Source organism: Brenneria izadpanahii (genome assembly GCF_017569925.1).
In the GTDB taxonomy this organism is placed as follows: domain Bacteria; phylum Pseudomonadota; class Gammaproteobacteria; order Enterobacterales; family Enterobacteriaceae; genus Brenneria; species Brenneria izadpanahii.
Genome location: NZ_CP050854.1, coordinates 4,008,050 through 4,032,385 on the forward strand (window position 1 = coordinate 4,008,050; position 24,336 = coordinate 4,032,385).

At 52.7% G+C, this 24,336-nt stretch carries 22 protein-coding genes; 7 read left to right on the forward strand and 15 right to left on the reverse strand.

Annotation, left to right across the window (positions count from 1 at the left end):
- Positions 1-263 precede the first annotated feature (263 nt).
- The 11 genes from lpxD to rpsB form a co-directional block, all read right to left on the reverse strand.
- Positions 264-1,286, reverse strand: a complete 1,023-nt coding sequence (lpxD, locus tag HC231_RS17860) for a UDP-3-O-(3-hydroxymyristoyl)glucosamine N-acyltransferase (RefSeq protein WP_208228073.1) — start codon at positions 1,284-1,286, stop codon at positions 264-266.
- Positions 1,287-1,289: 3 nt separating this feature from the next.
- Positions 1,290-1,787: a molecular chaperone Skp gene (gene skp / locus HC231_RS17865; RefSeq protein WP_208228074.1), complete on the reverse strand. Its 498-nt coding sequence runs from the start codon at positions 1,785-1,787 to the stop codon at positions 1,290-1,292.
- A gap of 138 nt (positions 1,788-1,925) precedes the next feature.
- Positions 1,926-4,349: an outer membrane protein assembly factor BamA gene (bamA, locus tag HC231_RS17870; RefSeq protein WP_208228075.1), complete on the reverse strand. Its 2,424-nt coding sequence runs from the start codon at positions 4,347-4,349 to the stop codon at positions 1,926-1,928.
- Positions 4,350-4,384: 35 nt separating this feature from the next.
- Positions 4,385-5,740 (reverse strand): sigma E protease regulator RseP, encoded by a 1,356-nt coding sequence (rseP, locus tag HC231_RS17875; protein WP_208228076.1) that lies wholly within the window; start codon positions 5,738-5,740, stop codon positions 4,385-4,387.
- A 22-nt stretch (positions 5,741-5,762) separates the two neighbouring features.
- Positions 5,763-6,620 carry a phosphatidate cytidylyltransferase gene (cdsA, locus tag HC231_RS17880; protein WP_208228077.1) on the reverse strand — a complete coding sequence of 286 codons (858 nt, stop codon included), beginning with the start codon at positions 6,618-6,620 and terminating at the stop codon, positions 5,763-5,765.
- Positions 6,621-6,629: 9 nt separating this feature from the next.
- Positions 6,630-7,391, reverse strand: a complete 762-nt coding sequence (gene ispU, locus HC231_RS17885) for a (2E,6E)-farnesyl-diphosphate-specific ditrans,polycis-undecaprenyl-diphosphate synthase (protein WP_208228078.1) — start codon at positions 7,389-7,391, stop codon at positions 6,630-6,632.
- Between the two features lie 198 nt (positions 7,392-7,589).
- Complete coding sequence (gene ispC, locus HC231_RS17890) at positions 7,590-8,786, reverse strand: 1-deoxy-D-xylulose-5-phosphate reductoisomerase (protein WP_208228079.1); 1,197 nt, start codon at positions 8,784-8,786, stop codon at positions 7,590-7,592.
- Between the two features lie 220 nt (positions 8,787-9,006).
- Positions 9,007-9,564, reverse strand: a complete 558-nt coding sequence (gene frr / locus HC231_RS17895; RefSeq protein WP_208228080.1) for a ribosome recycling factor — start codon at positions 9,562-9,564, stop codon at positions 9,007-9,009.
- 137 nt (positions 9,565-9,701) lie between these two features.
- A complete protein-coding gene (gene pyrH / locus HC231_RS17900) occupies positions 9,702-10,433 on the reverse strand; it encodes a UMP kinase (RefSeq protein ID WP_208228081.1) in 732 nt (243 codons plus the stop codon).
- 151 nt (positions 10,434-10,584) lie between these two features.
- Positions 10,585-11,442 (reverse strand): translation elongation factor Ts, encoded by an 858-nt coding sequence (tsf, locus tag HC231_RS17905; RefSeq protein ID WP_208228082.1) that lies wholly within the window; start codon positions 11,440-11,442, stop codon positions 10,585-10,587.
- 114 nt (positions 11,443-11,556) lie between these two features.
- Positions 11,557-12,282, reverse strand: a complete 726-nt coding sequence (rpsB, locus tag HC231_RS17910) for a 30S ribosomal protein S2 (protein ID WP_208228083.1) — start codon at positions 12,280-12,282, stop codon at positions 11,557-11,559.
- A gap of 347 nt (positions 12,283-12,629) precedes the next feature.
- Here rpsB and map point away from each other — a divergent pair, with 347 nt between their 5' ends.
- The 4 genes from map (at position 12,630) to HC231_RS17930 (ending at position 17,835) form a co-directional block, all read left to right on the forward strand.
- Complete coding sequence (gene map / locus HC231_RS17915) at positions 12,630-13,424, forward strand: type I methionyl aminopeptidase (RefSeq protein WP_208228084.1); 795 nt, start codon at positions 12,630-12,632, stop codon at positions 13,422-13,424.
- Positions 13,425-13,706: 282 nt separating this feature from the next.
- Positions 13,707-16,391 (forward strand): bifunctional uridylyltransferase/uridylyl-removing protein GlnD, encoded by a 2,685-nt coding sequence (gene glnD, locus HC231_RS17920; RefSeq protein WP_208228085.1) that lies wholly within the window; start codon positions 13,707-13,709, stop codon positions 16,389-16,391.
- 28 nt (positions 16,392-16,419) lie between these two features.
- Entirely contained in the window at positions 16,420-17,247 is an 828-nt protein-coding gene (gene dapD, locus HC231_RS17925; RefSeq protein ID WP_208228086.1) for a 2,3,4,5-tetrahydropyridine-2,6-dicarboxylate N-succinyltransferase, read from the forward strand.
- Between the two features lie 198 nt (positions 17,248-17,445).
- Positions 17,446-17,835 carry a DUF3461 family protein gene (locus HC231_RS17930; RefSeq protein WP_208228087.1) on the forward strand — a complete coding sequence of 130 codons (390 nt, stop codon included), beginning with the start codon at positions 17,446-17,448 and terminating at the stop codon, positions 17,833-17,835.
- Between the two features lie 52 nt (positions 17,836-17,887).
- Here the strand turns inward: HC231_RS17930 and HC231_RS17935 are convergent, their stop codons facing one another.
- The 4 genes from HC231_RS17935 to syd all read right to left on the reverse strand — a co-directional run bounded on the left by HC231_RS17935 (position 17,888) and on the right by syd (position 20,697).
- Positions 17,888-18,349, reverse strand: a complete 462-nt coding sequence (locus HC231_RS17935) for a flavodoxin (protein ID WP_208228088.1) — start codon at positions 18,347-18,349, stop codon at positions 17,888-17,890.
- 40 nt (positions 18,350-18,389) lie between these two features.
- Entirely contained in the window at positions 18,390-19,163 is a 774-nt protein-coding gene (gene truC / locus HC231_RS17940; protein ID WP_208228089.1) for a tRNA pseudouridine(65) synthase TruC, read from the reverse strand.
- Complete coding sequence (locus HC231_RS17945) at positions 19,156-19,509, reverse strand: YqcC family protein (protein ID WP_208228090.1); 354 nt, start codon at positions 19,507-19,509, stop codon at positions 19,156-19,158. Before HC231_RS17945 ends, truC begins: the two co-directional genes overlap by 8 nt.
- Before the next feature lie 639 nt (positions 19,510-20,148).
- On the reverse strand, positions 20,149-20,697 hold the full coding sequence (syd, locus tag HC231_RS17950) for a SecY-interacting protein (protein WP_208228091.1): 549 nt from the start codon (positions 20,695-20,697) through the stop codon (positions 20,149-20,151).
- A 70-nt stretch (positions 20,698-20,767) separates the two neighbouring features.
- Between syd and queF the strand changes: the two genes are divergently transcribed.
- The 3 genes from queF (at position 20,768) to xni (ending at position 24,132) form a co-directional block, all read left to right on the forward strand.
- On the forward strand, positions 20,768-21,616 hold the full coding sequence (gene queF / locus HC231_RS17955; RefSeq protein ID WP_208228092.1) for an NADPH-dependent 7-cyano-7-deazaguanine reductase QueF: 849 nt from the start codon (positions 20,768-20,770) through the stop codon (positions 21,614-21,616).
- A gap of 285 nt (positions 21,617-21,901) precedes the next feature.
- Positions 21,902-23,266, forward strand: coding sequence for a nucleotide 5'-monophosphate nucleosidase PpnN (gene ppnN, locus HC231_RS17960; protein WP_208228093.1), 1,365 nt, complete (start codon positions 21,902-21,904; stop codon positions 23,264-23,266).
- A gap of 104 nt (positions 23,267-23,370) precedes the next feature.
- Complete coding sequence (gene xni, locus HC231_RS17965; protein ID WP_208228094.1) at positions 23,371-24,132, forward strand: flap endonuclease Xni; 762 nt, start codon at positions 23,371-23,373, stop codon at positions 24,130-24,132.
- Positions 24,133-24,336: the final 204 nt, after the last annotated feature.

Consider the following 24,336-nt stretch of genomic DNA (forward strand, 5'->3'; position numbering starts at 1 on the left):
CTGATGCCATCAACAACACGGCCTGCTCAGACCCTAAAAGGGGGATCTTCAGGCAGGCCGCAAATAAGGATTGGTACACAAGTGGAGGAGCTCTCTGGCTCACACCCGGTCCTTTCGTTTACATCCAGACTATGCGTTTATACCCTTCATCTTTCAAGTTGCAGGTACGTTGGCTGTATTACTATTACTCGGCCCATCAGGCGGACGCCGCCTGCGGCATCCACATCAGCGTTTCCACCAAAGCGGATCAGAAACGCCGCCGGCTAACTTTTATCGACTTTTCGCTCAACGGCTTTTAACCGCTTGCTTATGTCATCAATATTCATCACCAGCGCGGCGGTCTTACGCCAAACTTTATTGGGCTGTAAAGGAATGCCTGAAGAGTATACCCCAGGTTCGGTGATTGGCCTCATCACCATCCCCATTCCCGTTACCGTAACTTTATCGCAGATTTCCATGTGCCCGTTGATCACGCTGGCCCCGCCGATCATGCAATAACGACCGATTTTCAGGCTTCCGGCCATAATGACGCCGCCTGCGACCGCGGTATTGTCACCAATCACAACGTTATGCGCAATCTGACATTGATTATCAATGATCACGCCGTTACCAATGATCGTGTCGTCCAATGCGCCGCGATCGATCGTTGTGCTGGCGCCGATTTCAACGCGATCGCCGATTTTGACCGAACCTAACTGCGGGATCTTCACCCAGTTACCCCGATCGTTGGCGTAGCCAAAACCGTCGGAACCGATAACCGCGCCTGACTGAATCAGGCAGTGTTCACCCATTTCGACGTTATGGTAAATCGTTACGTTCGCCCACAGCTTGCTTCCGGCGCCGATACGCGCATTTTTACCGATAAAACAGCCTGGACCGATGCACACGTTGTCGCCCAGCCGCGCGCCTGACTCAATAACGGCATTCGCCCCGATAGCGACGTCCCGCCCTATCGTTGCATCCGCTGCGATGACCGCGCTGGGAGCGATGTCCGCAGCAGGAGCCGGGGTGGTATCCATCAATTGCGCCATGCGCGCATACGTCAGGTAAGGGTTTTTAACCACCAGCGCCGCAACCTGACAGTAGGGTAAATCCGCTTCAGTCAGCACTACCGCAGAGGCTTTAGTCTCTGTCAATTGTTCACGATAGCGGCTGTCGGACAGAAAAGTGATCTGCCCTGACTTTGCTGAATGCATAGAAGCAATGCCGGTGATGGCAAGACTGCCATCACCGTGTAATTGCGCATCCAACTGTTGTGCTAAAGCATCCAGTCGAATTGAATACATGAATTATTTAACCTGTTTCAGCACATCGGCGGTAATGTCTTTTGCATTAGCCGCGTAAGCGACGGCATTGGCATCAATCACGACATCATAGCCTTCTTTACTGGCAACAGCTTTTACCGCGTCCTGGATACGGCTCAGGATCTTGTTACGTTCTTCCATCTGGCGACGACGGTTATCCTGATCGAAAGCCTGCGCTTTGGTGGAGAACTGCTCGCGCTGAGCCATTACGTCTTTCTCCATTTTGTTGCGATCGCTCGCTTTCATGGTAGAACCATCACGCTGCAACTTTTGCATCTTGGTTTGCAGATCTTTTTCCATGGATTGCAATTCAGTCGCACGGCCCTTGAATTCATTTTCCAGTTGGCGAGCCACGGTTTCACGCTGCGGCAACTGTTGGAAAATGCTGGATACGTTAACAACGGCAATCTTGTCAGCGGCCTGGACACCGGCTGAAGCAGCCAACGCTAGACCAAGACCAGCAGCACACAACCACTTTTTCACTATAAACTCCTTAACCTAACCTGTTTGTGCCTAAGCACATTTTGATGTGCATGGCGTAATCACGCTGGCAAAGCTATCAGCTCCTGAACATGACGTACGTCGATGCAACCTGCTTATATACGATCTGCCGACGTTACATTACCAGGTTTTGCCAATATTAAACTGGAACTGCTCCGACTTGTCTCCATCGTACTTTTTAACCGGCTGGGCATAGGAAAAGACCAATGGCCCAAGCGGAGACATCCATTGCAGGGCGATCCCGCTTGAAACACGGAAATTACCCGGCTTGCTGTAATCGGGAATACCCGCGGCGATGGTTGCCGAAGTATTTTCCCAGTTGGTATCCCAAACCGTACCGCCATCGATAAACAGCGAGGTGCGCACGGAACTGGAATATTTATCACTGATAAACGGCGTAGGCACAATCAGTTCGCCGCTCAGAACCGCCATCGCGTTACCGCCCACCGCGTCATCCGATTTTTCAACCGGACAAGATGAATAGGCGCTTTCGCTGCCGTTACATCTGTAATATGCCGCCTTCGGCCCGATGGTATTGGACTGGAAGCCACGCACGGTACTCGAACCGCCCGCATAGAAGTTGTCATAGAACGGCACTTCTTTATTACCCAAGCCATCGGCGTAGCCTGCGCGGGCGCGTCCCAGCAATACCCAATTCCGGCTTTCGCTCAGCGGGAGGTATGATGCGGAATCAAACGTCAGTTTATAATATTCGTTATCCGATCCCGGGATAGCCACTTTCGCATTGAACGAAGCGCGCGATCCTTCCGTCGGGAAGTAGCCACGGTCCAGGTTATTGTAGACCCAGCCGGTATTCAGGAAGAAGTCATTTGCTTTATAACTGGCCTTGGAGTGTTCGTTCGTACTTACAATCTCCGGGCTGACGCCGACTTTATCCAGGTAGCGCCACATTGCCACCTGCGGCGACATATCGGAAACATCATTGTGAACGTAGTCCACACCCAGACGCAGCGAGTTATTCTCGTTGATCGGGAACCCAAGCGTACTGCCGATGCCATAGCTGGAGTTGGTATAGTCGGATAGATCGGCATCGTAGGCTTCAAACTTGTTATAGAAAATACGCCCGCCGAGGCTGACGCCATCTACCGTAAAGTACGGATCGGTCAGAGAAAGTTCGACATAGGTCTGATAATCATTTCTGGTTCCGCTGATGCCGACGGAGTTCCCGGTACCCAGCCAGTTATCCTGCTGAACGCCGGCCTGGAAACTGACGCCGCTTTCCGTACCGAAGCCCACGCCGAAGTTGAACGTCCCGGTGTTACGCTCTTTGACCTTATAGATTACATCAACCTGATCGAGCGTACCGGGCACGCGCTGGGTTTCAACGTCGACGCTTTCAAAATAACCCAATCGGTTCAGGCGTTCCTTACCCTGCTCGACTAAATCGTTACCTAACCAGCCGCCTTCCATCTGGCGCATCTCACGGCGCAGAACAGAGTCCTTGGACGTGTCGTTGCCTTCAAAACGGATACGGCGCACGGAGAAACGGTTACCGGCATCAACGTTGACATTCAGCCTAACCGTCTTATCGGCGTCATTGATTTCAGGCTGAGTCACCACGCGCGGATAGGCATAACCATAACGGCCTAACAGCTTTTTGATATCCTCTTCCATGCGCGTGACTTTGGCGCCGTTATACAGCTCGCCCGGCTCAATTTTCGTCAGGTTTTCAATTTCTGCGGAGTGGCCGGCCAGATTGCCGTTGACCACGACGCCGGACAGTTTGTATTGATCGCCTTCCGTCAGGTTAATCGTAATATAGATGCCTTTTTTATCGGGCGTCAGGCTAACCTGCGTGGAATCGATATTGAAACGGGCATAACCACGATCCAGATAAAAACTGCGCAGCGTTTCGAGGTCACCGGAAAGTTTCTGTTTCTGGTATTTGCGATCGCCGACCACGTTCCACCAAGGCACTTCGTCGCGCAGTTGGAAATGGGAAATCAATTCATCGGTGCTGAACGCTTTGTTGCCAACAATGTTGATCTGCTGAATCTTGGCCGATACCCCTTCCGTAAACACCAGTTTCAAATCAACGCGGTTACGGGGCAGCGGCGTGACAACGGCTTTTACCGAGGCGCTGTATTTACCAACGCTGTAATAGAAATCTTCCAGCCCTTTTTCGATAGTGGAAAGCGCCGTACGGTCCAACGCTTCACCGACCCGCACGTCGGTCGCATCCAGATTCTGCTTCAGCATATCGTCTTTTACCGACTTATTGCCGGAAAACGTCAGGCTGGCAATTGTCGGACGTTCCTTAACCTGCACAATCAGCGTTTCGCCGTCGCGCAGGACACGAACATCTTCAAAATTTCCAGTAGCGAACAAAGCACGGATGGTATTACCGATATCATCATCGCTGACGGTATCGCCAACGCGGACTGGCATACTGAGTAATGCCGCTCCGACGGCAACCCGTTGCAGGCCCTCGAAATGAATGTCTTTCACTACGAACCCGTCTGCACCGTATACGGTGGCGCTGCTAAACAGCAGCGACGCTATGAGCAACTTTTTCATCGCCATCGTTGTTATGCGTTTTTCCTAACCTAATCCCACGCCTAAAGGCGGGAGAAATCATTGAAAAGTGCGAGTCCCATTAACAACATCAGCAACACAGTACCAATGCGATAGCTAAAGTCCTGCACACGCTCAGAAACCGGCCTGCCCTTCAATTTTTCAACTGCAAGAAAGAGCAGGTGTCCACCATCCAATACCGGCAACGGGAACAGATTGATAATCCCCAGATTGACGCTGATTAGCGCCAAAAACATCAGGTAATAAACCAACCCATAATCCGCTGACATTCCGGCGCCCTGAGCAATCGAAATCGGACCGCTCAGGTTATTCAGCTTAACATCGCCCGTCACCAGTTTCCCCAACATACTGACCGTCAATTTCATCAGTTGCCAGGTTTTATCCGTTGCCTGATAGATAGCGTTAAACGGCCCATACTGGCGTACCGTTCGATATTCATCGGGGAGCGGCGTTACGCTCGGCATCACGCCGGCGAATCCCTCTGTCCTGCCATTTCCTATTGACTTGCTATCGGGCGTCAACGTTAACGGCAATGTGACTCCGCCGCGCTCTACATCCAACGCGATGCGTTGGCCTGGGTTATCGCGAACAGCGACAACGAAAGCGCGCCAGTCCGTTAAAACCTGCCCGCCGACTTTAACGATCCTATCCCCCACTTGTAAACCCGCTTTTTCTGCTGCCGACCCCGGTTGCACCTGAGTTAACACAGCTTCAATCTGCGGCCCTTTGGGAACAATTCCCAATGAAGTGGCGGGATCTTGCTTATCCGGCTCAAACAGCCAATCGCGCAGATCCAACGTTTTCAACACAACCTGATTCGAACCTAAAGGCGCCGTACCGATCACCACATCGCTGTCGCCGATTTTACCGATCAATGCCAAACGCGCCGTGTCCCAATCAGGCGTTTCGATGCCGTCAACCGACTTTAGTTCAATTCCGGCGGACATTTCGGCCTGCGAAGCGATGGAGTTGGGCAATATTTCACCAACCACGGGACGAACGCCGGGAACCCCGATAATAAACACCAGCCAATACGCCACAACGGCAAAGATAAAATTGGCGATAGGCCCGGCGCTGACGATAGCCGCCCGTTGCCACACCGTTTTATGGTTGAAAGATTGATGACGAAATTCCGGCGATACGGTGTCGACCCGTTCATCAAGCATTTTGACATAACCGCCCAACGGGATCAGGGCGATAACGTATTCGGTGCCGAGCCGATCGCGGCGACGCCATAAAGCACGGCCGAACCCAACCGAAAAACGTTCCACTTTGACGCCGCAACGACGAGCTACCCAGAAGTGACCAAACTCATGCACGGTGATCAACACACCCAGTGCGATGATAAATGCAGCCAAACTCCAGAGGAAATTCATCATAAATAATCTCTACTGTCCCATCCTAAACGGCTTTAAACATTAACAGCATCAGGCAGGAAAACACCGGCACGGCGGCGGTCAGGCTATCAATGCGATCAAGCACGCCGCCATGTCCCGGAATCAAATGACTGCTGTCCTTTATGCCCGCCTCGCGCTTAAACATGCTTTCAGTCAAGTCGCCCAATACGGAAGCCAATGCCGCGACGATAGAACAGATCAACAACGTTGACTGAGAAATAACCAAAGGCGCATAGCGGCTAAACAGCAAAGAAATTACGGCTGAAGTGATCAGCCCGCCGATAAGACCCTCCCAGGTTTTACCCGGCGAAACTTTCGGCGCCAGCTTTCGTTTGCCAAACAAGCGGCCAAACATATAAGCGCCGCTGTCCGCGCCCCACACCAGCAGCATGACATACAGCAGCCACCACGCGCCACTAAAGGGATTGACGTCATAGTTGTACTGGCGAAGCGCCACCATCCCCCAAAAAAAGGGAACGATGGTCACCACGCCGAACGCCAGCCGCAGAATGCGGGAATCGCGCCATAATGATGCGGAAGCAGGATAAAACAGGACCAAAAACAGAGCAACAACCCACCAGACAAGAGAGATCCAGAGCGTTCCGCTGATTTGCGGTACATGTATGGAGTAATGGTACGCCGGAAGCGTCAACAACATAAGCGCCAACAAAAAACCGCACAGAATAGCCAGCCAGAGCCGTTGTCCATATGAGGCAAACCCTGAAAGCTGTCCCCATTCCCAGGCGGCCAGCATGCAAACAGCCAGAGTCACCAGGGTAAAGCCCAAAGGGGGCAACAAAAATAGCGCTGCAATAACGATAGGGATTAAAATTAAAGCAGTAATCAGGCGATACTTCAGCAAAAGTTCCCCCTAGGATGCATCTGCATCGATAGGTGTTGTTCTCCCGAAGCGACGCTCGCGTTGTGCAAATGCATTCAGCGCACCTTCAAAAACTTGTTCATCAAAATCAGGCCAGAGGACATCGGTAAAATAGAGCTCGGCATAAGCGATTTGCCATAGCAGGAAGTTACTTATGCGATGTTCTCCGCCTGTTCGGATCACTAAATCAACCGGAGCCAGGTCACTCAGGCAAACGCATTGGCATAACGAATCCTCGTTAATGCTATCGGGACGTAATGTTCCTTCCTGCACCTGTTCCGCAAGTTGCCGCACTCCCTGAATGATATCCCAACGGCCGCCATAATTCGCGGCAATATTCAACGTCAGCCCCGGATTATTTTTTGTCAGTTCTTCAGAGCGGCGGATCCGCTCTTGTAAACGCAGGCTAAAACGGCTGATATCCCCGATGATACGCAAACGGACTTTGTGCTTATGCAGGCTTTTCACCTCGCTGTCCAGCGCCCGGACAAACAGCTCCATCAAGGCGGTCACTTCCTGCGCGGGGCGATTCCAGTTTTCGCTGCTGAATGCATAAAGCGTCAGGGCTTCAAGTCCGTGGCTGGCGGCGAAGCTCACTGCCCGGCGTACGGATTTAACACCGGCCTGATGGCCAAAAATCCGCAATTTTCCCCGACTCTTAGCCCAGCGGCCATTACCATCCATAATGATGGCGACATGCCGCGGCCCGGCGAATGGCAGATTATTAGCACTATTTTGATTATCGGACGGCATAACGAGTACTTATATCCTCAAACAAGAAATAAAACAGTCATTCCATAACATCAGACCCTGTCAGCGCAAAAAAGCCGTGAACGATCACGGCTTAACTTCACCGCCGGCATGAGAAAGTCGCTTAGCCAGCTGTCAAGTGGCGCAGACTATACCACCTCAACCACACATGAACAAATCGTGCTATGCGAATAAACAAGCCTACTGTTCATAGCGCGTCAGTATCTGCGTCGCGGCTTGCCTGGCCCAGCGATCGATGAACAGAACGTCATCGACGCTGACAGGCTCTGATAATGTGAGTTGCTCAACAACCCGCTGATTAACAACAGCAATGTCTGTAAAACGAATACGTGACTGTAAAAATGCGGCGACCGCAATCTCATTGGCTGCGTTTAAAGCCGTAGTCGCCGCCTGACCATGATTACAGGCATCAATAGCCAGTTGTAAACAAGGGTAACGCTCATAGTCCGGCGCTGAAAACGTCAGGGCGCCCAATTGACAAAAATCCAGAGCCTTCACGCCCGAATTCACGCGTTCGGGATAGGCCATGGCATGAGCAATCGGCGTACACATATCCGGCGATCCCAACTGGGCCAGCACGCTGCCGTCAACATAGCGCACCATCGAATGGATCACTGATTGCGGATGGACGATCACTTCCATCTGTTCAGCGGATGCGTTAAATAGCCAGCGCGCCTCAATGTATTCCAGCCCTTTATTCATCATAGTCGCGGAATCCACCGAAATCTTACGTCCCATCGACCAGTTCGGATGAGCGCAAGCCTGATCGGGCGTCATATCGGCCAACGCGCCGAGCGGTGATTCACGAAACGGCCCGCCGGACCCGGTGAGAATAATGCGCTCAACGCCGTACTGTTCTAAAGAAGAGTAGCCTAACTGCCGTTGAATTGGCTCAGGTAAACTCTGAAAAATCGCATTATGTTCGCTGTCGATGGGCAATAGTTGAGCGCTGCTCTGTACGACCGCGTCCATAAACAGGCGTCCGCAGGTTACCAACGACTCTTTATTCGCCAACAGTATCTGTTTGCCCGCGCGAATAGCGCTCAGCGTCGGCAGCAATCCCGCCACGCCGACAATCGCCGCAATCACCAGATCGACGTCATCCAGCGCCGCCAGCTCACATGCGGCATGCTCGCCGGACAACACTTCGGTTCGGCATCCGTGTTGTGATAACCGTTGACGTAATAATTTGGCGGAAGCCTCATCCGCCATTGATGCGTAAGCCGGACGAAAAGCTAAACATTGCTCCAGCATCCGATCGACATTTCGTCCTGCCGATAATGCTTTCACTGCAAATTTGTCTGGGTTTTTATTAATGACCGCCAGCGAGCTGATGCCGACAGAACCAGTCGAGCCAAGAATTGTCAGTTGCTTCATTTGCTTCATTAAAATGCTCTGAATAACTGGATTTGATTACAGGAAGGTTTACTAGTCTGAGACGATCGCTATGAAGTGTCCATGCTATTTATCGCAAAAACCCATAGCCGGTGATCCACCGTCCAAAGAGGCTGGCCTGCATCAAAAAACAAAGCGCCGCCAGCAAGGTTGATGCAATACGCATCATCACTTTCCCGCGGCGCTATATCAAGCGAGCGAATTAAAACTCCATCAGCTCACTTTCTTTCTCTGTCAGCGCGGCATCTACTTTCTTGATGTAGAGGTCGGTCAGTTTTTGTATCTCTTCCTGCGCGCGGCGTTCTTCATCTTCACTGATCGCTTTATCTTTCAATTGCGCTTTCAGCTTATCGTTAGCATCACGACGCACGTTACGTACGGATACGCGCCCCTGCTCTGCTTCGCCGCGTACGACCTTAATCAAATCCTTACGGCGTTCTTCCGTCAGCGGAGGCAGCGGAACACGGATAACCGAACTTGCGGAAGAGGGATTCAATCCGAGATCGGAAGACATGATGGCTTTTTCAACCGCCGGGCCGAGCGTACGGTCGAATACCGTAATCGCCAGCGTGCGGGAATCTTCCACCACAATGTTAGCTAACTGACGCAGCGGGGTCGCGCTGCCGTAATATTCGACCTGGATACCGTCAAGAATGCTGGGTGATGCGCGGCCAGTACGAATTTTGCTGATTTGGTTTTTGAAAACCTCTACACATTTTTCCATGCGCGTTTCAGCATCTTTTCTGATTTCATTAATCACGTTGTGAACCCTTGAAAACTGGTTGCCTGACAGATCATGCCAACGCATGACCCGGTGAATAATTAACACCAGCATCAGCTGGCGGTATATGGCAATATCTTTGGTTACCAGATCTGGATATTACCCTATTTTTAGGGTTATCCGTTATTACTGATCAACGTACCTTCCTTCTCGCCCATGACGACGCGACGCAGCGCGCCGGGTTTGTTCATGTTGAAAACGCGGATAGGCAGATTGTGATCGCGCGCCAGCGTAAAAGCGGCCAGATCCATCACTTTCAATTCTCTCTCCAGCACGTCCTGATAACTCAGCGTTTCATGCAATATCGCGCTAGGATCCTGTACCGGATCGGCGGAATAGACGCCATCCACTTTTGTCGCTTTCAGAACAACATCAGCCTCAATTTCGATGCCGCGCAGACAAGCGGCCGAATCGGTGGTGAAGAAAGGATTGCCGGTGCCTGCGGAGAAAATCACCACGCGGTTATTACGCAATAGGCTGATGGCTTCCGCCCAGCTGTAATTGTCGCACACGCCATTGAGCGGAATAGCGGACATCAGTCGAGCGTTGACATAAGCGCGATGCAGCGCATCACGCATCGCCAGGCCATTCATGACCGTCGCCAGCATCCCCATGTGGTCGCCCACTACGCGGTTCATACCCGCTTTAGCCAGGCCTGCGCCACGAAACAGGTTACCACCGCCGATGACCACACCGACCTGAATGCCCAACTCAACCAGTTCTTTCACTTCCTGAGCCATGCGATCCAAAATGCTCGCATCGATACCAAAACCTTCGGTTCCCTGCAGAGCTTCGCCGCTGAGCTTAAGCAGGATTCGTTGATATACGGGTTTTGCATTGGTTGCCATGGTGTTTTGTCCTACAGGCTGTCATCGTATTGGGGGTTGTTACTGTCACACTTACCGCTGTTTACCAGAATGTAAACCTCAAATAAATGCACTGAAATTATTTTGGCTGGATAAAAAGGAACCGCCAAGCGGCGGCCCCCTTTTTTTATTATTAAGACTGCTTACTCATTGCCGCAACTTCAGCAGCAAAGTCAACTTCAGCTTTCTCAATACCTTCACCCACTTCAAAACGGATGAAGCTGATTACGTTAGCTTTGCGCTCTTTCAGCAGATCGCCGACGGTTTTGCTCGGATCCATAACGAAATGCTGGCCGGACAGAGAGATTTCGCCGGTGAATTTACGCATGCGGCCTTCAACCATTTTTTCTGCGATTTCACGCGGTTTGCCGGATTGCATGGCGATATCCAACTGGATCTGATGCTCGCGGGCGACAACGTCAGCCGGAACGTCTTCAGCTTTAACGTATTCCGGTTTGCTGGCGGCGATATGCATGGCGATGTGCTTGATCAGCTCTTCATCAGCGCCAGTGGCCGCAACCAGAACGCCGATGCGCGCGCCGTGCAGATATGAACCCAGAATGTCGCCTTCCAGAGTAGCGACGCGGCGGATATTGATGTTTTCACCAATTTTCGCAACCAGAGCGGTACGTTGGTCTTCGAATTTTGCTTTCAGCGCTTCAACATCAGCGATGCGATCGTTCAGAGCGGCTGCGGCGACTTCTTCGCCAAAAGCCTTGAAGCCGGCATCTTTAGCCACGAAGTCAGTTTCGCAGTTCAGCTCAACGATGACGCCAAATTTTCCGTCTGCGGAAATTTTGGTCAGAATGATACCTTCAGCAGCAACGCGGCCTGCTTTCTTGGCAGCTTTCGCCTGGCCGGATTTACGCATGTTGTCGATAGCCAGCTCGATGTCGCCATTCGCTTCAACCAGCGCTTTCTTACATTCCATCATGCCTGCGCCAGTACGCTCACGCAGTTCTTTTACCAGGGCAGCGGTAATTTCAGCCATTATCTTTTCCTCGGTTATCTCATGGGTGAGATAAGTAAAAAAGGGGCCTTAGCAGGCCCCCTAACCAACATATGTCAATACCTGGTTAATAAGGGCTCGTAGGAGCCAGTCTTATTATTCAGCTTCAACTAAGCCTTCTTCCGCTTGCTCAGCCAGATCTTGAGAACGGCCTTCACGAACGGCGGTAGCAACAGTGCTCAGGTACAGGCTAACTGCACGAATAGCGTCATCGTTACCAGGGATGATGAAGTCAACGCCATCAGGATCGGAGTTGGTATCAACGATAGCGAATACCGGGATACCCAGGTTGTTGGCTTCTTTAATTGCGATGTGTTCGTGATCGGCATCAATAACGAACAATGCGTCCGGCAAACCGCCCATATCCTTGATGCCGCCCAGGCTGTTTTCCAGCTTGTCCAGCTCGCGGGTGCGCATCAGCGCTTCTTTCTTGGTCAGTTTGTCGAAAGTACCGTCCTGGGACTGAGTTTCCAGATCTTTCAAACGTTTGATGGACTGACGAACGGTTTTCCAGTTAGTCAGCATGCCGCCCAACCAGCGATGGTTCACGAAGAACTGATCGCAGCTGTTAGCCGCTTCTTTTACCGCTTCGCTTGCTGCGCGTTTAGTACCAACGAACAGAATTTTACCCTTGCGAGAAGCAATTTTGCTCAGCTCAGCCAGAGCGTCGTTGAACATCGGTACGGTTTTCTCAAGGTTGATGATGTGCACTTTATTACGAGCGCCGAAGATGAACGGCTTCATTTTCGGATTCCAGTAACGGGTCTGGTGACCAAAGTGTGCGCCAGCCTTGAGCATATCGCGCATGGAAACAGTTGCCATGATTACCTCTATTAATTAAGTATGGGGTTATGCCTCCACGTGTCCCATTGCGCCGACCCCGCAGGTAAAAAACCGTTGGAGCACCCCGGCGAATGTGCCGACACGTGTGTGTTATATACACAAAGTGAGTTTAGCTGATTCAGCCGGACATATTAAAAATACTCCAGCCGGATCACCGGCGCGCTTTATACCATAATTCCCGCCGGGACACCAACTTTTGTTGTCCGCGCCTTCGCGGCCAAATGATAATTTGGCAAGCCAACGGCTGGGCTGATAACATACGTTATTAATTCGTAACTGACTGACCCTAATTCGTCGTTTAATTCGACACCTGCGGACAATATTTAATGGCAATATCAATCAAAACCCCTGAAGACATCGAAAAAATGCGCGTAGTCGGCCGCCTGGCGGCTGAAGTATTGGAAATCATCGAGCCCCATGTCGTGCCTGGCGTCAGTACCGCTGAACTGGATAGGATCTGCCACGACCATATCACTAATAAACAACATGCGGTTTCAGCCTGCTTGGGATATCACGGCTTCCCGAAATCGGTATGTATTTCCGTCAATGAAGTGGTTTGCCACGGCATCCCCAGCGAAGAAAAAATTCTGAAAGACGGCGATATCATTAATATTGACGTCACCGTGATCAAAGATGGTTTTCATGGCGATACCTCCAAAATGTTCATCGTCGGCAAACCGACGATCCTCGGCGAACGCCTGTGCCGTATTACGCAAGAAAGCCTGTATCTGGCGTTAAAGATGGTGAAACCCGGTATTCGCCTGCGTTCGCTGGGCAAAGCAATCCAGAAGTTCGTTGAAGCAAACGACTTTTCCGTCGTCCGTGAATACTGTGGTCACGGCATCGGCAGAGGGTTCCATGAAGAACCGCAGGTATTGCACTATGATGCCGATGACGGTGGCGTCGTTTTACAGACGGGCATGGCGTTAACCATTGAACCCATGGTCAACGCCGGCGACTTCCGCATCCGGACCATGAAAGACGGCTGGACGGTGAAAACCAAAGATCGTAGCCTGTCGGCCCAGTACGAGCATACGATTGTGGTAACCGAGAACGGCTGTGAAATAATGACGCTGCGGAAAGACGACACCATTCCCAAGATCATTACGCCTGACGCATAGTATCGAATCTACTTCTATTAAGATTGTTGACAAAGCGTTACTATCCCGTTGTCCCTGCGGCAGTAGGCAGGGACCGGCTTCTGATGGCGGCCCGGCGCGCAGAAGATCCCCGTTGGCGCGGAAATGACTGTTCAGCCATCAAAATGCGGAACAGATATTGGCCCGCTCCACTCCGCTAACTCCCGGCGGTTTTTATAGCGGGCGTCCCTGTCCGCCGCCCTTGCGGGCCGTCGCAAGCGATGTTTAAAATCGTTCCTGACAATCTTTTTATGGGCTGCGCATATGATCGACAAAAACCTTTCGCTAGATATTTCCGCTGAATCCCCTGCAGTTGCGCAGCCTCCTGAATCGCCTCTGAATTACAGTGACGACATGCTGAATTGCCAGACGCTGAAACAGCGGTTGGAACAATTTCAGCTCTGGCTGGGCCGCGAGTTTAAATCGGGCGTCAGCGCGGAAACGCTGATCGGCGCCAGAACAGAGTTCATCGATCAACTGTTGCAGCGGCTGTGGCTTTTCTATGGTTTTGAAAACATTCCACAAACGGCGTTATTGGCCGTCGGCGGCTACGGGCGCGGGGAACTGCATCCGCTATCCGATATCGACGTTCTGATTCTCAGTCAGGAAAAGCTCAGCGAACAATACTCGCAGCGCGCGGGGGAGTTTATTACCCTGCTGTGGGATCTCAAGCTTGAAGTCGGCCACAGCGTCAGAACGCTGGAAGAGTGCCTGCAAGAAGGCCGGGCTGATATTTCCGTCGCCACCAACCTGATTGAGTCGCGCATGATATGTGGCGACGTCGCGCTGTTTCTCAATTTGCAAAAACAGGTGTTCAGCGAAGAATTTTGGCCCTCGCCGAAATTTTTTCCGGCCAAAATCGCCGAGCAGAACGAGCGCCACCGGCATTACCACAGCACCAGCTACAACCTTGAACCTGATATCAAAAGCAGTCCCGGTGGATTGCGAGACATTCATACCCTGCTGTGGGTTGCCCATCGCCACTTTGGCGCCACATCTTTGGATGAGATGGTCGGTTTTGGTTTTCTGACGGAAGCGGAGCGGAAGGAGCTGAATGACTGCCAAAGTTTTCTGTGGCGTATCCGGTTTGCATTGCATCTGATACTGACGCGCTACGACAACCGCCTGCTGTTCGACCATCAGCTTAACGTCGCACAGCTTTTGCAATATCAGGGGGAAGGCAACGTCCCGGTAGAACGCATGATGAAAGATTTCTACCGCGTAACGGGCCGCGTCAGCGAACTGAATCAAATGCTGCTGCAGCTGTTTGATGAAGCGATCCTCGCGCTGGAAGCCAATGAAAAACCCAGGGCGATCGACGACGAATTTCAGTTGCGCGGCAACCTGATCGATCTGCGTGATGAAACGTTGTTCGAACGCAAACCTGAAGCGATCATACGCATGTTTTACCAGATGGTGCGCAATCCGGAAATTACCGGTATTTACTCCACCACGCTGCGCCAGCTAAGCCATGCCAGACGTCATCTCAGCAGCCCCTTGTGCACTATCCCGGAAGCCCGGTATCTGTTCATGAACATACTGCGCCATCCGCATGCGGTAAAACGCGCCCTGCTTCCCATGCATCGCCACAGCGTGTTGTGGGCCTATATGCCGCAGTGGGGCAACATCGTCGGACAAATGCAGTTTGACCTATTTCACGCCTACACCGTTGATGAGCATACGCTTCGGGTATTACTGAAGCTGGAAAGCTTCGCCGATGAGAAAAACCGCACGCGCCATCCGCTGTGCGTAGAGCTTTATCCGCGCATCCCCCAACCCGAACTGTTGCTGCTCGCCGCGCTGTTCCATGATATCGCCAAAGGCCGCGGCGGCGATCACTCCGAACTCGGCGCGCAGGACGCGTTGGAGTTCGCGGCGCTGCACGGTCTGAATTCACGGGAAGCGCAGCTGGTTTCCTGGCTGGTGCGGCGCCATTTGCTGATGTCCGTCACCGCTCAACGCCGCGATATCCAGGATCCGGCCGTTATTCAGCAATTCGCCGTCGAAATGCAAAGCGAAACGCGTCTACGCTATCTGGTGTGCCTGACCGTCGCGGATATCTGCGCCACCAACGAAACGCTGTGGAACAGTTGGAAACAGAGTCTGTTGCGCGAACTCTATTTCGCGACAGAAAAACAACTTCGCCGGGGGATGCAAAACACCCCGGATTTACGCGAACACGTTCGTCAGCATCGTTTACAGGCGCTGGCGCTGCTGCGCATGGATAATGTTAATGAAGACGCGTTGCGCGATATCTGGAGCCGCTGCCGGGCCGACTATTTCCTGCGCCACTCGCCGAGCCAGCTGGCCTGGCATGCCCGTCATTTGCTGGAGCACGATATCAGTAAGCCGCTGGTGTTAATCAGCCATCAGGCCTGCCGGGGCGGCACGGAAATCTTTATCTGCAGCCCGGACCGGCCTTATCTGTTCGCCGCGGTGGCCGGTGAGCTGGATCGCCGGAATCTCAGCGTCCATGACGCGCAAATTTTCACCAGCCGCGACGGCATGGCGATGGATACCTTCATTGTGCTGGAGCCGGACGGCAGTCCGCTGGCGCAGGATCGCCATGAAATGACGCGCTATGCGCTTGAACAAGCGCTGACGCAGCGTCATTATCAGCCCCCGCGCGTGCGTCGCTCCTCGCCGAAATTACGCCACTTCAGCGTACCGACCGAGGTCAACTTCCTGCCGACCCACACGGACAGACGCAGCTATATGGAGCTTGTTTCCCTCGATCAGCCGGGGTTGCTGGCTCGCGTCGGCGAAATCTTCGCCGACCTTAATCTATCGCTGCATGGAGCCAGAATTTCCACCATCGGCGAACGGGTGGAAGATCTGTTTATTCTGGCAGACAGCGATAGACGGGCGCTGAAACCGGAATTACGCGTTAAACTGCAAGAACGGTTGACAGAAGCCCTAAACCCAAACGATAAAGTACCATTGAACTAATTTTCACAATCAGGAAAGAGAAAACAGGATGCATCAACAACTACAAAACGTTATCGAAAGCGCTTTCGAGCGCCGCGCCGAAATTACGCCGGCAAACGTAGACGCCGTTACTCGTGAGGCGATTAATCAGGTTATCGGCCTGCTGGACAGCGGCAAGCTGCGCGTCGCAGAAAAAATCAACGGCCAGTGGGTTACACATCAATGGCTGAAAAAAGCCGTGCTGCTCTCTTTCCGCATCAACGATAACCAGGTAATGGAAGGCGCGGAAACGCGCTATTACGATAAAGTGCCGATGAAATTCGCTGATTACGATGCAGAGCGTTTCCAACGCGAAGGTTTTCGCGTGGTGCCGCCGGCCAGCGTACGTCAGGGGGCGTTTATCGCTCGCAACACCGTTCTGATGCCTTCTTACGTCAATATCGGCGCTTATGTTGACGAAGGTTCGATGGTTGATACCTGGGCAACGGTCGGTTCCTGCGCGCAGATCGGTAAAAACGTCCACCTGTCCGGCGGCGTCGGCATCGGCGGCGTTCTGGAGCCATTACAGGCGAACCCGACCATCATCGAAGACAACTGCTTTATCGGCGCTCGTTCCGAAGTGGTCGAAGGGGTGATCGTCGAGGAAGGTTCCGTCATCTCGATGGGCGTTTTCATCGGTCAAAGCACCAAGATCTACGATCGGGAAACCGGTGAAGTTCATTATGGCCGCGTACCTGCGGGTTCCGTCGTCGTCTCCGGCAATCTGCCGTCCAAAGATGGCAGCTACAGCCTGTATTGCGCGGTTATCGTTAAGAAAGTGGACGCGAAAACCCGCGGTAAAGTGGGTATCAACGAGTTATTGCGCACCATCGACTAAACTGAAAATGGCCGGTTATTGTTAACCGGCCATTTTTATGGCGGGCTCCCCGCCCGCCGCAAAGGCCGTCGCAAGCGACGTTCAAAATCGCTGCCGGCGATTTCGTATGCGACCAAAAAATCGTGGGCTATCACAGATGAATCCGGTCGTTTGCCAGTATTCTAGTTGGACTATTTTAAAATCAAAAAAGGTCGCATTATGTATGACAATCTGAAAAGCCTCGGCATTACCAATCCAGACGATATCGATCGCTATAGCCTGCGTCAGGAAGCCAGCAACGACATCCTGAAAATTTATTTCCGTAAGGACAAAGGGGAATTCTTCGCCAAAAGCGTGAAGTTCAAATACCCGCGTCAGCGTAAAACCATCATGGCGGACAATTCGGGCCAGGGATATAAAGAGATTAACGAAATCAGCCCTAACTTACGTTATGTCATTGATGAACTTGATCAAATCTGTCAGCATGAGCAGTCGGAAGTCGATCTTAAACGTAAAATTCTTGATGACCTGCGCCATCTGGATAGCGTGGTATCGAACAAGATCGCCGAGATCGAAGCCGATCTGGAAAAGCTGACTAAAAATCGCTAATAGTTTGCTGAAACAATAACGACAACGGGAGCGTCGCGCTCCCGTTCCGCATTCAGGCGCGGCGAGCTTCCACCAACGTCAGCCACTGTTCCACCCACGGACAAGAAACGACCTCCGGTTCGGGGTGCTCAACCGCATCAATTTCCAATATCTCGCCAATGCGCTTGGCGCCCATTTCCTGCAATAGCGCGTCAAAGCGGCGGCCGCCACCGCAGAAATTCTCATAGCTGCTGTCCCCGAGGGCAATCAATCCATAGTGCAGTTCTGGCTGATACCCCCCCTGTTCGCGCAGAGCGGCGTACAGAGGCGCGATAGAATCGGGGAGGTCTCCCTGCCCCGTCGTTGACGTCACCACCAGCACGTCGTGCTCGCGATAGTCCAGAAACGACTCCAGCGACGCATCCTCGTAGACTTTGACCTCATGCCCGCGCTCCCTAAGGATATTTTCCGCTTCTTCGGCCACCAGCAGTGCATTCCCGTAGACCGTGCCAACAAAAATACCAATCTGCGCCATGATTCCCGACTCCCTTTTTTATTTAATACCTGATGAAATGCTAGCCGCTATCCTGACCCGACGCCGCCGGAAACTCAACCCTTTCAAAATCAGGGAGAATGCCCTGCCAACCAAAGCGCGCCATGACTCCCTGCCACGGCGCATCCCAACGCGCCTGCAGCGTGAGATCCTGACCGTCTACCGGATGCGTCAGGCGCAGCCGGCTCGCATGCAGCATCAGCCGGTTGCAGGAGAAGTGCGTTCCCATGCCGCGGTTCTGCCGCAGATCGCCGTGCGTGCTGTCGCCGATAATCGGATGGCGAATATGCGACATATGGCGACGCAGCTGGTGTTTACGCCCGGTTTGCGGCGCCAGCTCCAGCAGGCTATAGCGCGATGTCGGGTAGCGACCAATGGCTACCGGCATCTCAGCCTGAGCCAACGTTCGGTAATGACTTACCGCCGGCTGCGGAGCTTTATCCGCATTGGCATATTTATCGGCGATTTTATCCAGCTCTTCCGTCAGCGCGTAGTCAATCACGCCGTCATCCATCACATAGCCGCGGACGACCGCGTGATAGGTTTTCTGCATCTGATGCTGCTCAAACTGTTGAGACAATGAGCGCGCCACATCACTGGATAAGGCTAACAGCAGTACGCCGGATGTTGGCCGGTCCAGACGGTGAACGGTATAAACTCGCTGACCAATCTGATCGCGCACCGTCTGCATCACCACCACTTTCTCTTTACGATCCAGCCAACTGCGGTGTACCAGCCAACCGGCGGGTTTATTGACCGCAACCAGATGCCGATCCTGATAAATGATCTCAAGCATCGTTATCGCCGTCAGCGGAATTCGGGTTATTGCCAAACAGCGCGTCAAGTTGGCCGATCCGCATCAGCAGCGGCTCGATATCGGACGGAGCCCCCTCCAACGCTTCTTCAAAATAGGGCAATAGCGAAAATGCCGCCGGCAACGGCGCGCCGCTATCGAGCAAGGCATGCATACGCGGCAGCAGAACCCACTGCAGCCATTGCTCGGCGCGCATGGTATCAATGCAGAAAGGCTCATTGCTGGCGAAAGCAGAAGCTTCCGGCGGAGATTGCTGCCAGAAAGGGCTGTCTCGTAACACGCGTTCGACCTCAAACAAAGACTGACGAACCTGATCCTCTAAACTCATGCGTTTTCTCACCATTAAAGCCTGTTGCCGTAGGCGGCAGAGCATAGCACTGATATTAGTCTCGCCCAAAATTCACATTTTGGTGAACTTCGCAGGCAAAAAAATGGGGGTACTGATTGCTCAGTACCCCCGATTCGTTTCATAGCTATCCCGCTACACCTTTGCGTCCCTGCTCATCCTTGAAAACTTTTCCTTAGTGGCCTTCCTGACCGACAATCCTTGCTAGCGTCCAACTTTCATCCTGACTTGCCCATCCTGTATCATCCATGACTCAATTCCTTTAGGCTCCAGCCCCACCTAGACGTCCCGTCCGGCTCTCAATCTCCTTCCTGGAGGTGTCCCTGACTTCATCCTGAAAATGTATCCATCCTTTAAAACAGCGTTTGGCGAACGGCGCTCAATCCCGCGCAACCGTTTACCAACTTAAGTAATAAGATGTATTAATTGTTTGGATTCAGCAAGAGGCAAGTGACAATGTTTATCAATTGTCTTTGGCGCGAAAAGGAAAAATAAATTTAATTGACTAATTAATAATGAAAAAATAAACACGCCGCCTGACATAAACACGAAAGTGGAGAGATTTCTTACAGTAAATGTAAGAGATCTCTCACAACATAGAAAGTGAAACATGATTAATGATTAGATGGTCACCGGAGTGAGCCGGGAAAGGAAATCAACCAACGTCGGCGCCAGCACCTGATGTTTCTTTGTGCCGAACTCTTCCAAAATCACCTGCCCGGAAACATTGGAGAGCGAAACCATCGTCATTTCAGAGTCGGTCGTCGCCACAAACAGCGTCGGAGGCAGCTTTAAACGTTTCTGCGTCAGCAGATGGCCGATCAGGTTCTCCTGCATACGGGAGAAATCCTCCTCGCTCCAGACCTGTAATAGCACACACGAAACCGATTCGAATTGAGCCGCCATGTCACCGGCATACTGAGCCGTATAAAACGCATGAATATCCGGGTGCAGGCTGATATCCAACGCACGCTCCACCCCATCCAGCGCGGCGTCGGGCAAAAACGGCTGCGGCAGCCAGAAAACCTCGCCGCCCTGACTTTCCGTAATGCACGGGGAAGGAACGCCGTATAACGCTTCGCTGGCGGGCGGATGGCCCGTTTCCTGCCGCCATAGTTCAACATAACGCCGGGTAAAGGCCGCTAATGCCTGGGGAACCTCATAATCCATAATTTTTCTCATCATTCTGTTAGTCGAGTTACACTACGCGCCATCAGTTCTTTTTCATCAAGGTAATCATATGTCCACTTACGACAAGCATCAGGCTCTTAGCCAACTGACGCTGGGGAAACCAACAGCTTATCACGATCGCTACAATGCCGACCTATTACAACCGGTTCCCCGTAGCCTGAATCGTGAGCCGCTCGGTATCTTCCCGCAGGCTCTGCCGTTTCACGGAGAAGATATCTGGACGCTTTATGAACTGTCCTGGCTGAATAAAAACGGCGTACCCCAGGTCGCCGTGGGAGAAATGCATCTGGATGCCGCCAGCCAAAATCTGGTCGAATCCAAGAGCTTCAAACTTTACCTGAACAGCTTTAACCAAACCGTGTTCGATAGCTGGGACAGCGTACGCGCCACGTTAATAAACGATCTGAGCCAATGCGCGCAAGGCCAGGTCAGCGTAACGTTATTTAAACTCAGCGAGCTGGAAGGCCGGCCAATCGCCGGTTTTGACGGCGAGTGCATCGACGATCAGGATATTCGCATCGACAGCTACGAGTTCAATGCGGACTATCTGGCATCAGACAGTCACGATGATACGCTGGTAGAAGAAACGCTGGTCAGCCACCTGCTAAAATCCAACTGTCTGATTACCCATCAACCCGACTGGGGTTCGGTTCAGATTCAGTACCGGGGGAAGCGCATTAACCGGGAATCGCTGCTGCGTTATATCGTGTCGTTCCGCCATCACAATGAATTTCACGAACAGTGCGTTGAACGAATTTTTAACGACCTGATGCGTTACTATCAGCCCGAACGGCTCAGCGTTTACGCCCGCTATACCCGCCGAGGCGGATTGGATATCAATCCGTGGCGCAGCAATGTTCCTTTCACCGCTCCCGTTGGACGGCTGCCGCGTCAATAAATGCGTAACGTTACGCAACTTCTTATTGCCAGCAGCCATCATTATTGGAAAAAATGATGGCTGCGCGCTAAGGTGAAGCACTGAGAAAGAATCAGGGTCCAATATTATCGAATGATGCCGACGCCGACTGTCGACGTTCGTGAATCAAAGGAAACATGCGGATGATCTCCCCGCCGGGGAGTCTCGCCTCCGACAGCCTGGGTATGCCGTCCTCAAACAGCATGACGGATCTTATGCCCGCAGGCATCTTAAGATGACGGGTATACTGCGTTTAAAGGAGCTAAATTGATTACACATATCAGCCCGCTGGGGTCTATGGATTTGCTATCGCAGTTGGAAGTGGACATGCTGAAAAGCACCGCCAGCAGCGACCTCTACCGACTGTTTCGTAACTGTTCCCTGGCCGTATTGAATTCCGGCAGCCAGACGGATAACAGCAAAGAACTGCTTTCCCGTTATGAAGATTTCGATATTAACGTATTGCGCCGTGAACGCGGCGTTAAGCTGGAGCTGGTTAATCCGCCGGAGGACGCATTCGTCGACGGCAATATCATTCGCTCGCTTCAGGCCAACCTGTTCGCCGTACTGCGCGATATTCTGTTTGTTAACGGGCAGCTAGTCCACGCCGGCCGTTACCTCAACCTGAACCTGGAAAACTCTACGCATATCACCAATCTGGTCTTCTCTATTTTGCGCAACGCCAGAGCGCTGCACGTGGGCGAAGAACCCAATATGGTGGTGTGTTGGGGGGGCCATTCCATTAATGAAACCGAATATCTTTACGCGCGGAAAGTGGGTAGCCAACTAGGCCTGCGCGAGTTGAATATCTGTACGGGCTGCGGCCCCGGCGCCATGGAAGCGCCAATGAAGGGCGCCGCCGTCGGACACGCGCAGCAACGTTACAAAGACGGGCGTTTTATCGGCATGACCGAGCCGTCCATCATCGCCGCCGAACCGCCTAACCCGCTGGTGAATGAATTGATCATCATGCCGGATATTGAAAAGCGCCTGGAAGCGTTTGTGCGTCTCGGCCATGGCATCATTATTTTCCCCGGCGGCGTCGGTACGGCGGAAGAATTTCTGTACCTGTTGGGCATTATGATGAATCCGGAAAACAGCGAGCAAGTCTTGCCGATCATTCTTACCGGTCCGGAGGAAAGCGCCGATTATTTTCGCGTGCTGGATGAGTTTATCGTCGGCACATTAGGCCGCCAGGCGCGCCGTCACTACTCCATCATCATTAATGACGCCGCGGAAGTCGCCCGTCAGATGAAAAAAGCCATGCCGGTGGTTCAGGAAAGCCGCCGTCACACCGGCGATGCCTATAGCTTTAACTGGTCGTTGCGTATCGCCCCCGATCTGCAGATGCCGTTCGATCCCAGCCATGAAAATATGGCCAACCTTAATCTGCATTTCGATCAACCCGCGGAAGAACTGGCCGCCGCCCTGCGTCGCGCGTTCTCCGGGATTGTCGCCGGTAATGTCAAAGAAGTGGGGATTCAGGCCATTGAGCAGCAAGGGCCTTACAAAATCCACGGTGACTCGCAGCTCATGAAAAGCATGGACCGGCTGCTTCAGGGCTTCGTCGCGCAGCAGCGCATGAAACTCCCCGGCAGCGCTTATGTTCCCTGCTACGAGATCTGCGCTTAACGCCGACCGCGCGCTTTGCCGATATCCGCTCAATCGGCTGATAACCAACGAGGGGAAGGAAATCTTCCCCTCACGACATGGACGACACCGTCAGGAACCCGCTTATGCCCGTACATTTGCTGATTGTCGATGCGATGAACTTAATACGCCGGATTCATGCCGTACAAGGTTCCCCTTGCGTCACTGCCTGCCAGCATGCGCTAAACCAACTGTTGCAACACAGTCAGCCAAGCCATGCCGTGGCGGTATTTGATGATGAAGATCGAAACGCCAGCTGGCGCCATCAGATTTTACCGGAGTACAAAGCCGGGCGTTCCCCAATGCCGGAAAATCTTAAACAGGAGCTGGTGCAAATTAAAGCCGCATTTGCCGCGATGGGAGTCGCGAGCTGGCATTCGCCGGGTAACGAAGCGGATGATTTGGCGGCGACGCTGGCCACTAAAGTAGCGGGGTCCGGGCATCAGGCGACGATCGTGTCCACCGACAAAGGTTACTGCCAGCTACTGGCGCCGACGATCCAAATCAGAGATTACTTTCAAAAACGCTGGCTGGATCTCCCTTTTGTACAACAGGAGTTTGGCGTATTGCCGCAACAGCTCCCCGACTATTGGGGGTTGGCGGGGATCGGCAGCAGTAAAATTCCCGGGGTCAGCGGCATCGGCCCCAAAAGCGCGGTGCAGTTGCTGCAACAGGCCGGCGGCCTGGATGCGCTCTATCAACAACTGGAAGATGTGCCGGAGAAATGGCGCGGCAAACTGGAGCAACAGCGGGAAATGGCATTTATCAGCCGCCGGGTCGCGACGCTCAGCAAGGATCTGTCGCTGCATGGCAACCTTCAGCAGCTAAGAGTGCCGTCCCCGCGCTGAGAATACTCAAATCTGGGAGTAAGGCATTTCTGTAGGCTCAGCGCCAGAACGCCGCCATCGCTCCGCTACGTCGTAGCACTCGCCCGACGCAGCACTGGCTTTCACGGCACCCATCAAGCTCATTCGACGGCAACGTCCACCTCAGCGCGATTTTTTACGCCGCAAAAACCATGAGACACGCCGAGTAGTAAATCGCGCCGCAAT

Bases quoted from the DNA above. Each gene is read 5' to 3' on its own strand.
- lpxD (WP_208228073.1), bottom strand. From the start codon at position 1,286: ATGTATTCAATTCGACTGGATGCTTTAGCACAACAGTTGGATGCGCAA.
- bamA (WP_208228075.1), bottom strand. From the start codon at position 4,349: ATGGCGATGAAAAAGTTGCTCATAGCGTCGCTGCTGTTTAGCAGCGCC.
- rseP (WP_208228076.1), bottom strand. From the start codon at position 5,740: ATGATGAATTTCCTCTGGAGTTTGGCTGCATTTATCATCGCACTGGGT.
- ispU (WP_208228078.1), bottom strand. From the start codon at position 7,391: ATGCCGTCCGATAATCAAAATAGTGCTAATAATCTGCCATTCGCCGGG.
- ispC (WP_208228079.1), bottom strand. From the start codon at position 8,786: ATGAAGCAACTGACAATTCTTGGCTCGACTGGTTCTGTCGGCATCAGC.
- pyrH (WP_208228081.1), bottom strand. From the start codon at position 10,433: ATGGCAACCAATGCAAAACCCGTATATCAACGAATCCTGCTTAAGCTC.
- tsf (WP_208228082.1), bottom strand. From the start codon at position 11,442: ATGGCTGAAATTACCGCTGCCCTGGTAAAAGAACTGCGTGAGCGTACT.
- rpsB (WP_208228083.1), bottom strand. From the start codon at position 12,282: ATGGCAACTGTTTCCATGCGCGATATGCTCAAGGCTGGCGCACACTTT.
- map (WP_208228084.1), top strand. From the start codon at position 12,630: ATGGCAATATCAATCAAAACCCCTGAAGACATCGAAAAAATGCGCGTA.
- glnD (WP_208228085.1), top strand. From the start codon at position 13,707: ATGATCGACAAAAACCTTTCGCTAGATATTTCCGCTGAATCCCCTGCA.
- dapD (WP_208228086.1), top strand. From the start codon at position 16,420: ATGCATCAACAACTACAAAACGTTATCGAAAGCGCTTTCGAGCGCCGC.
- HC231_RS17930 (WP_208228087.1), top strand. From the start codon at position 17,446: ATGTATGACAATCTGAAAAGCCTCGGCATTACCAATCCAGACGATATC.
- HC231_RS17935 (WP_208228088.1), bottom strand. From the start codon at position 18,349: ATGGCGCAGATTGGTATTTTTGTTGGCACGGTCTACGGGAATGCACTG.
- truC (WP_208228089.1), bottom strand. From the start codon at position 19,163: ATGCTTGAGATCATTTATCAGGATCGGCATCTGGTTGCGGTCAATAAA.
- HC231_RS17945 (WP_208228090.1), bottom strand. From the start codon at position 19,509: ATGAGTTTAGAGGATCAGGTTCGTCAGTCTTTGTTTGAGGTCGAACGC.
- syd (WP_208228091.1), bottom strand. From the start codon at position 20,697: ATGGATTATGAGGTTCCCCAGGCATTAGCGGCCTTTACCCGGCGTTAT.
- queF (WP_208228092.1), top strand. From the start codon at position 20,768: ATGTCCACTTACGACAAGCATCAGGCTCTTAGCCAACTGACGCTGGGG.
- xni (WP_208228094.1), top strand. From the start codon at position 23,371: ATGCCCGTACATTTGCTGATTGTCGATGCGATGAACTTAATACGCCGG.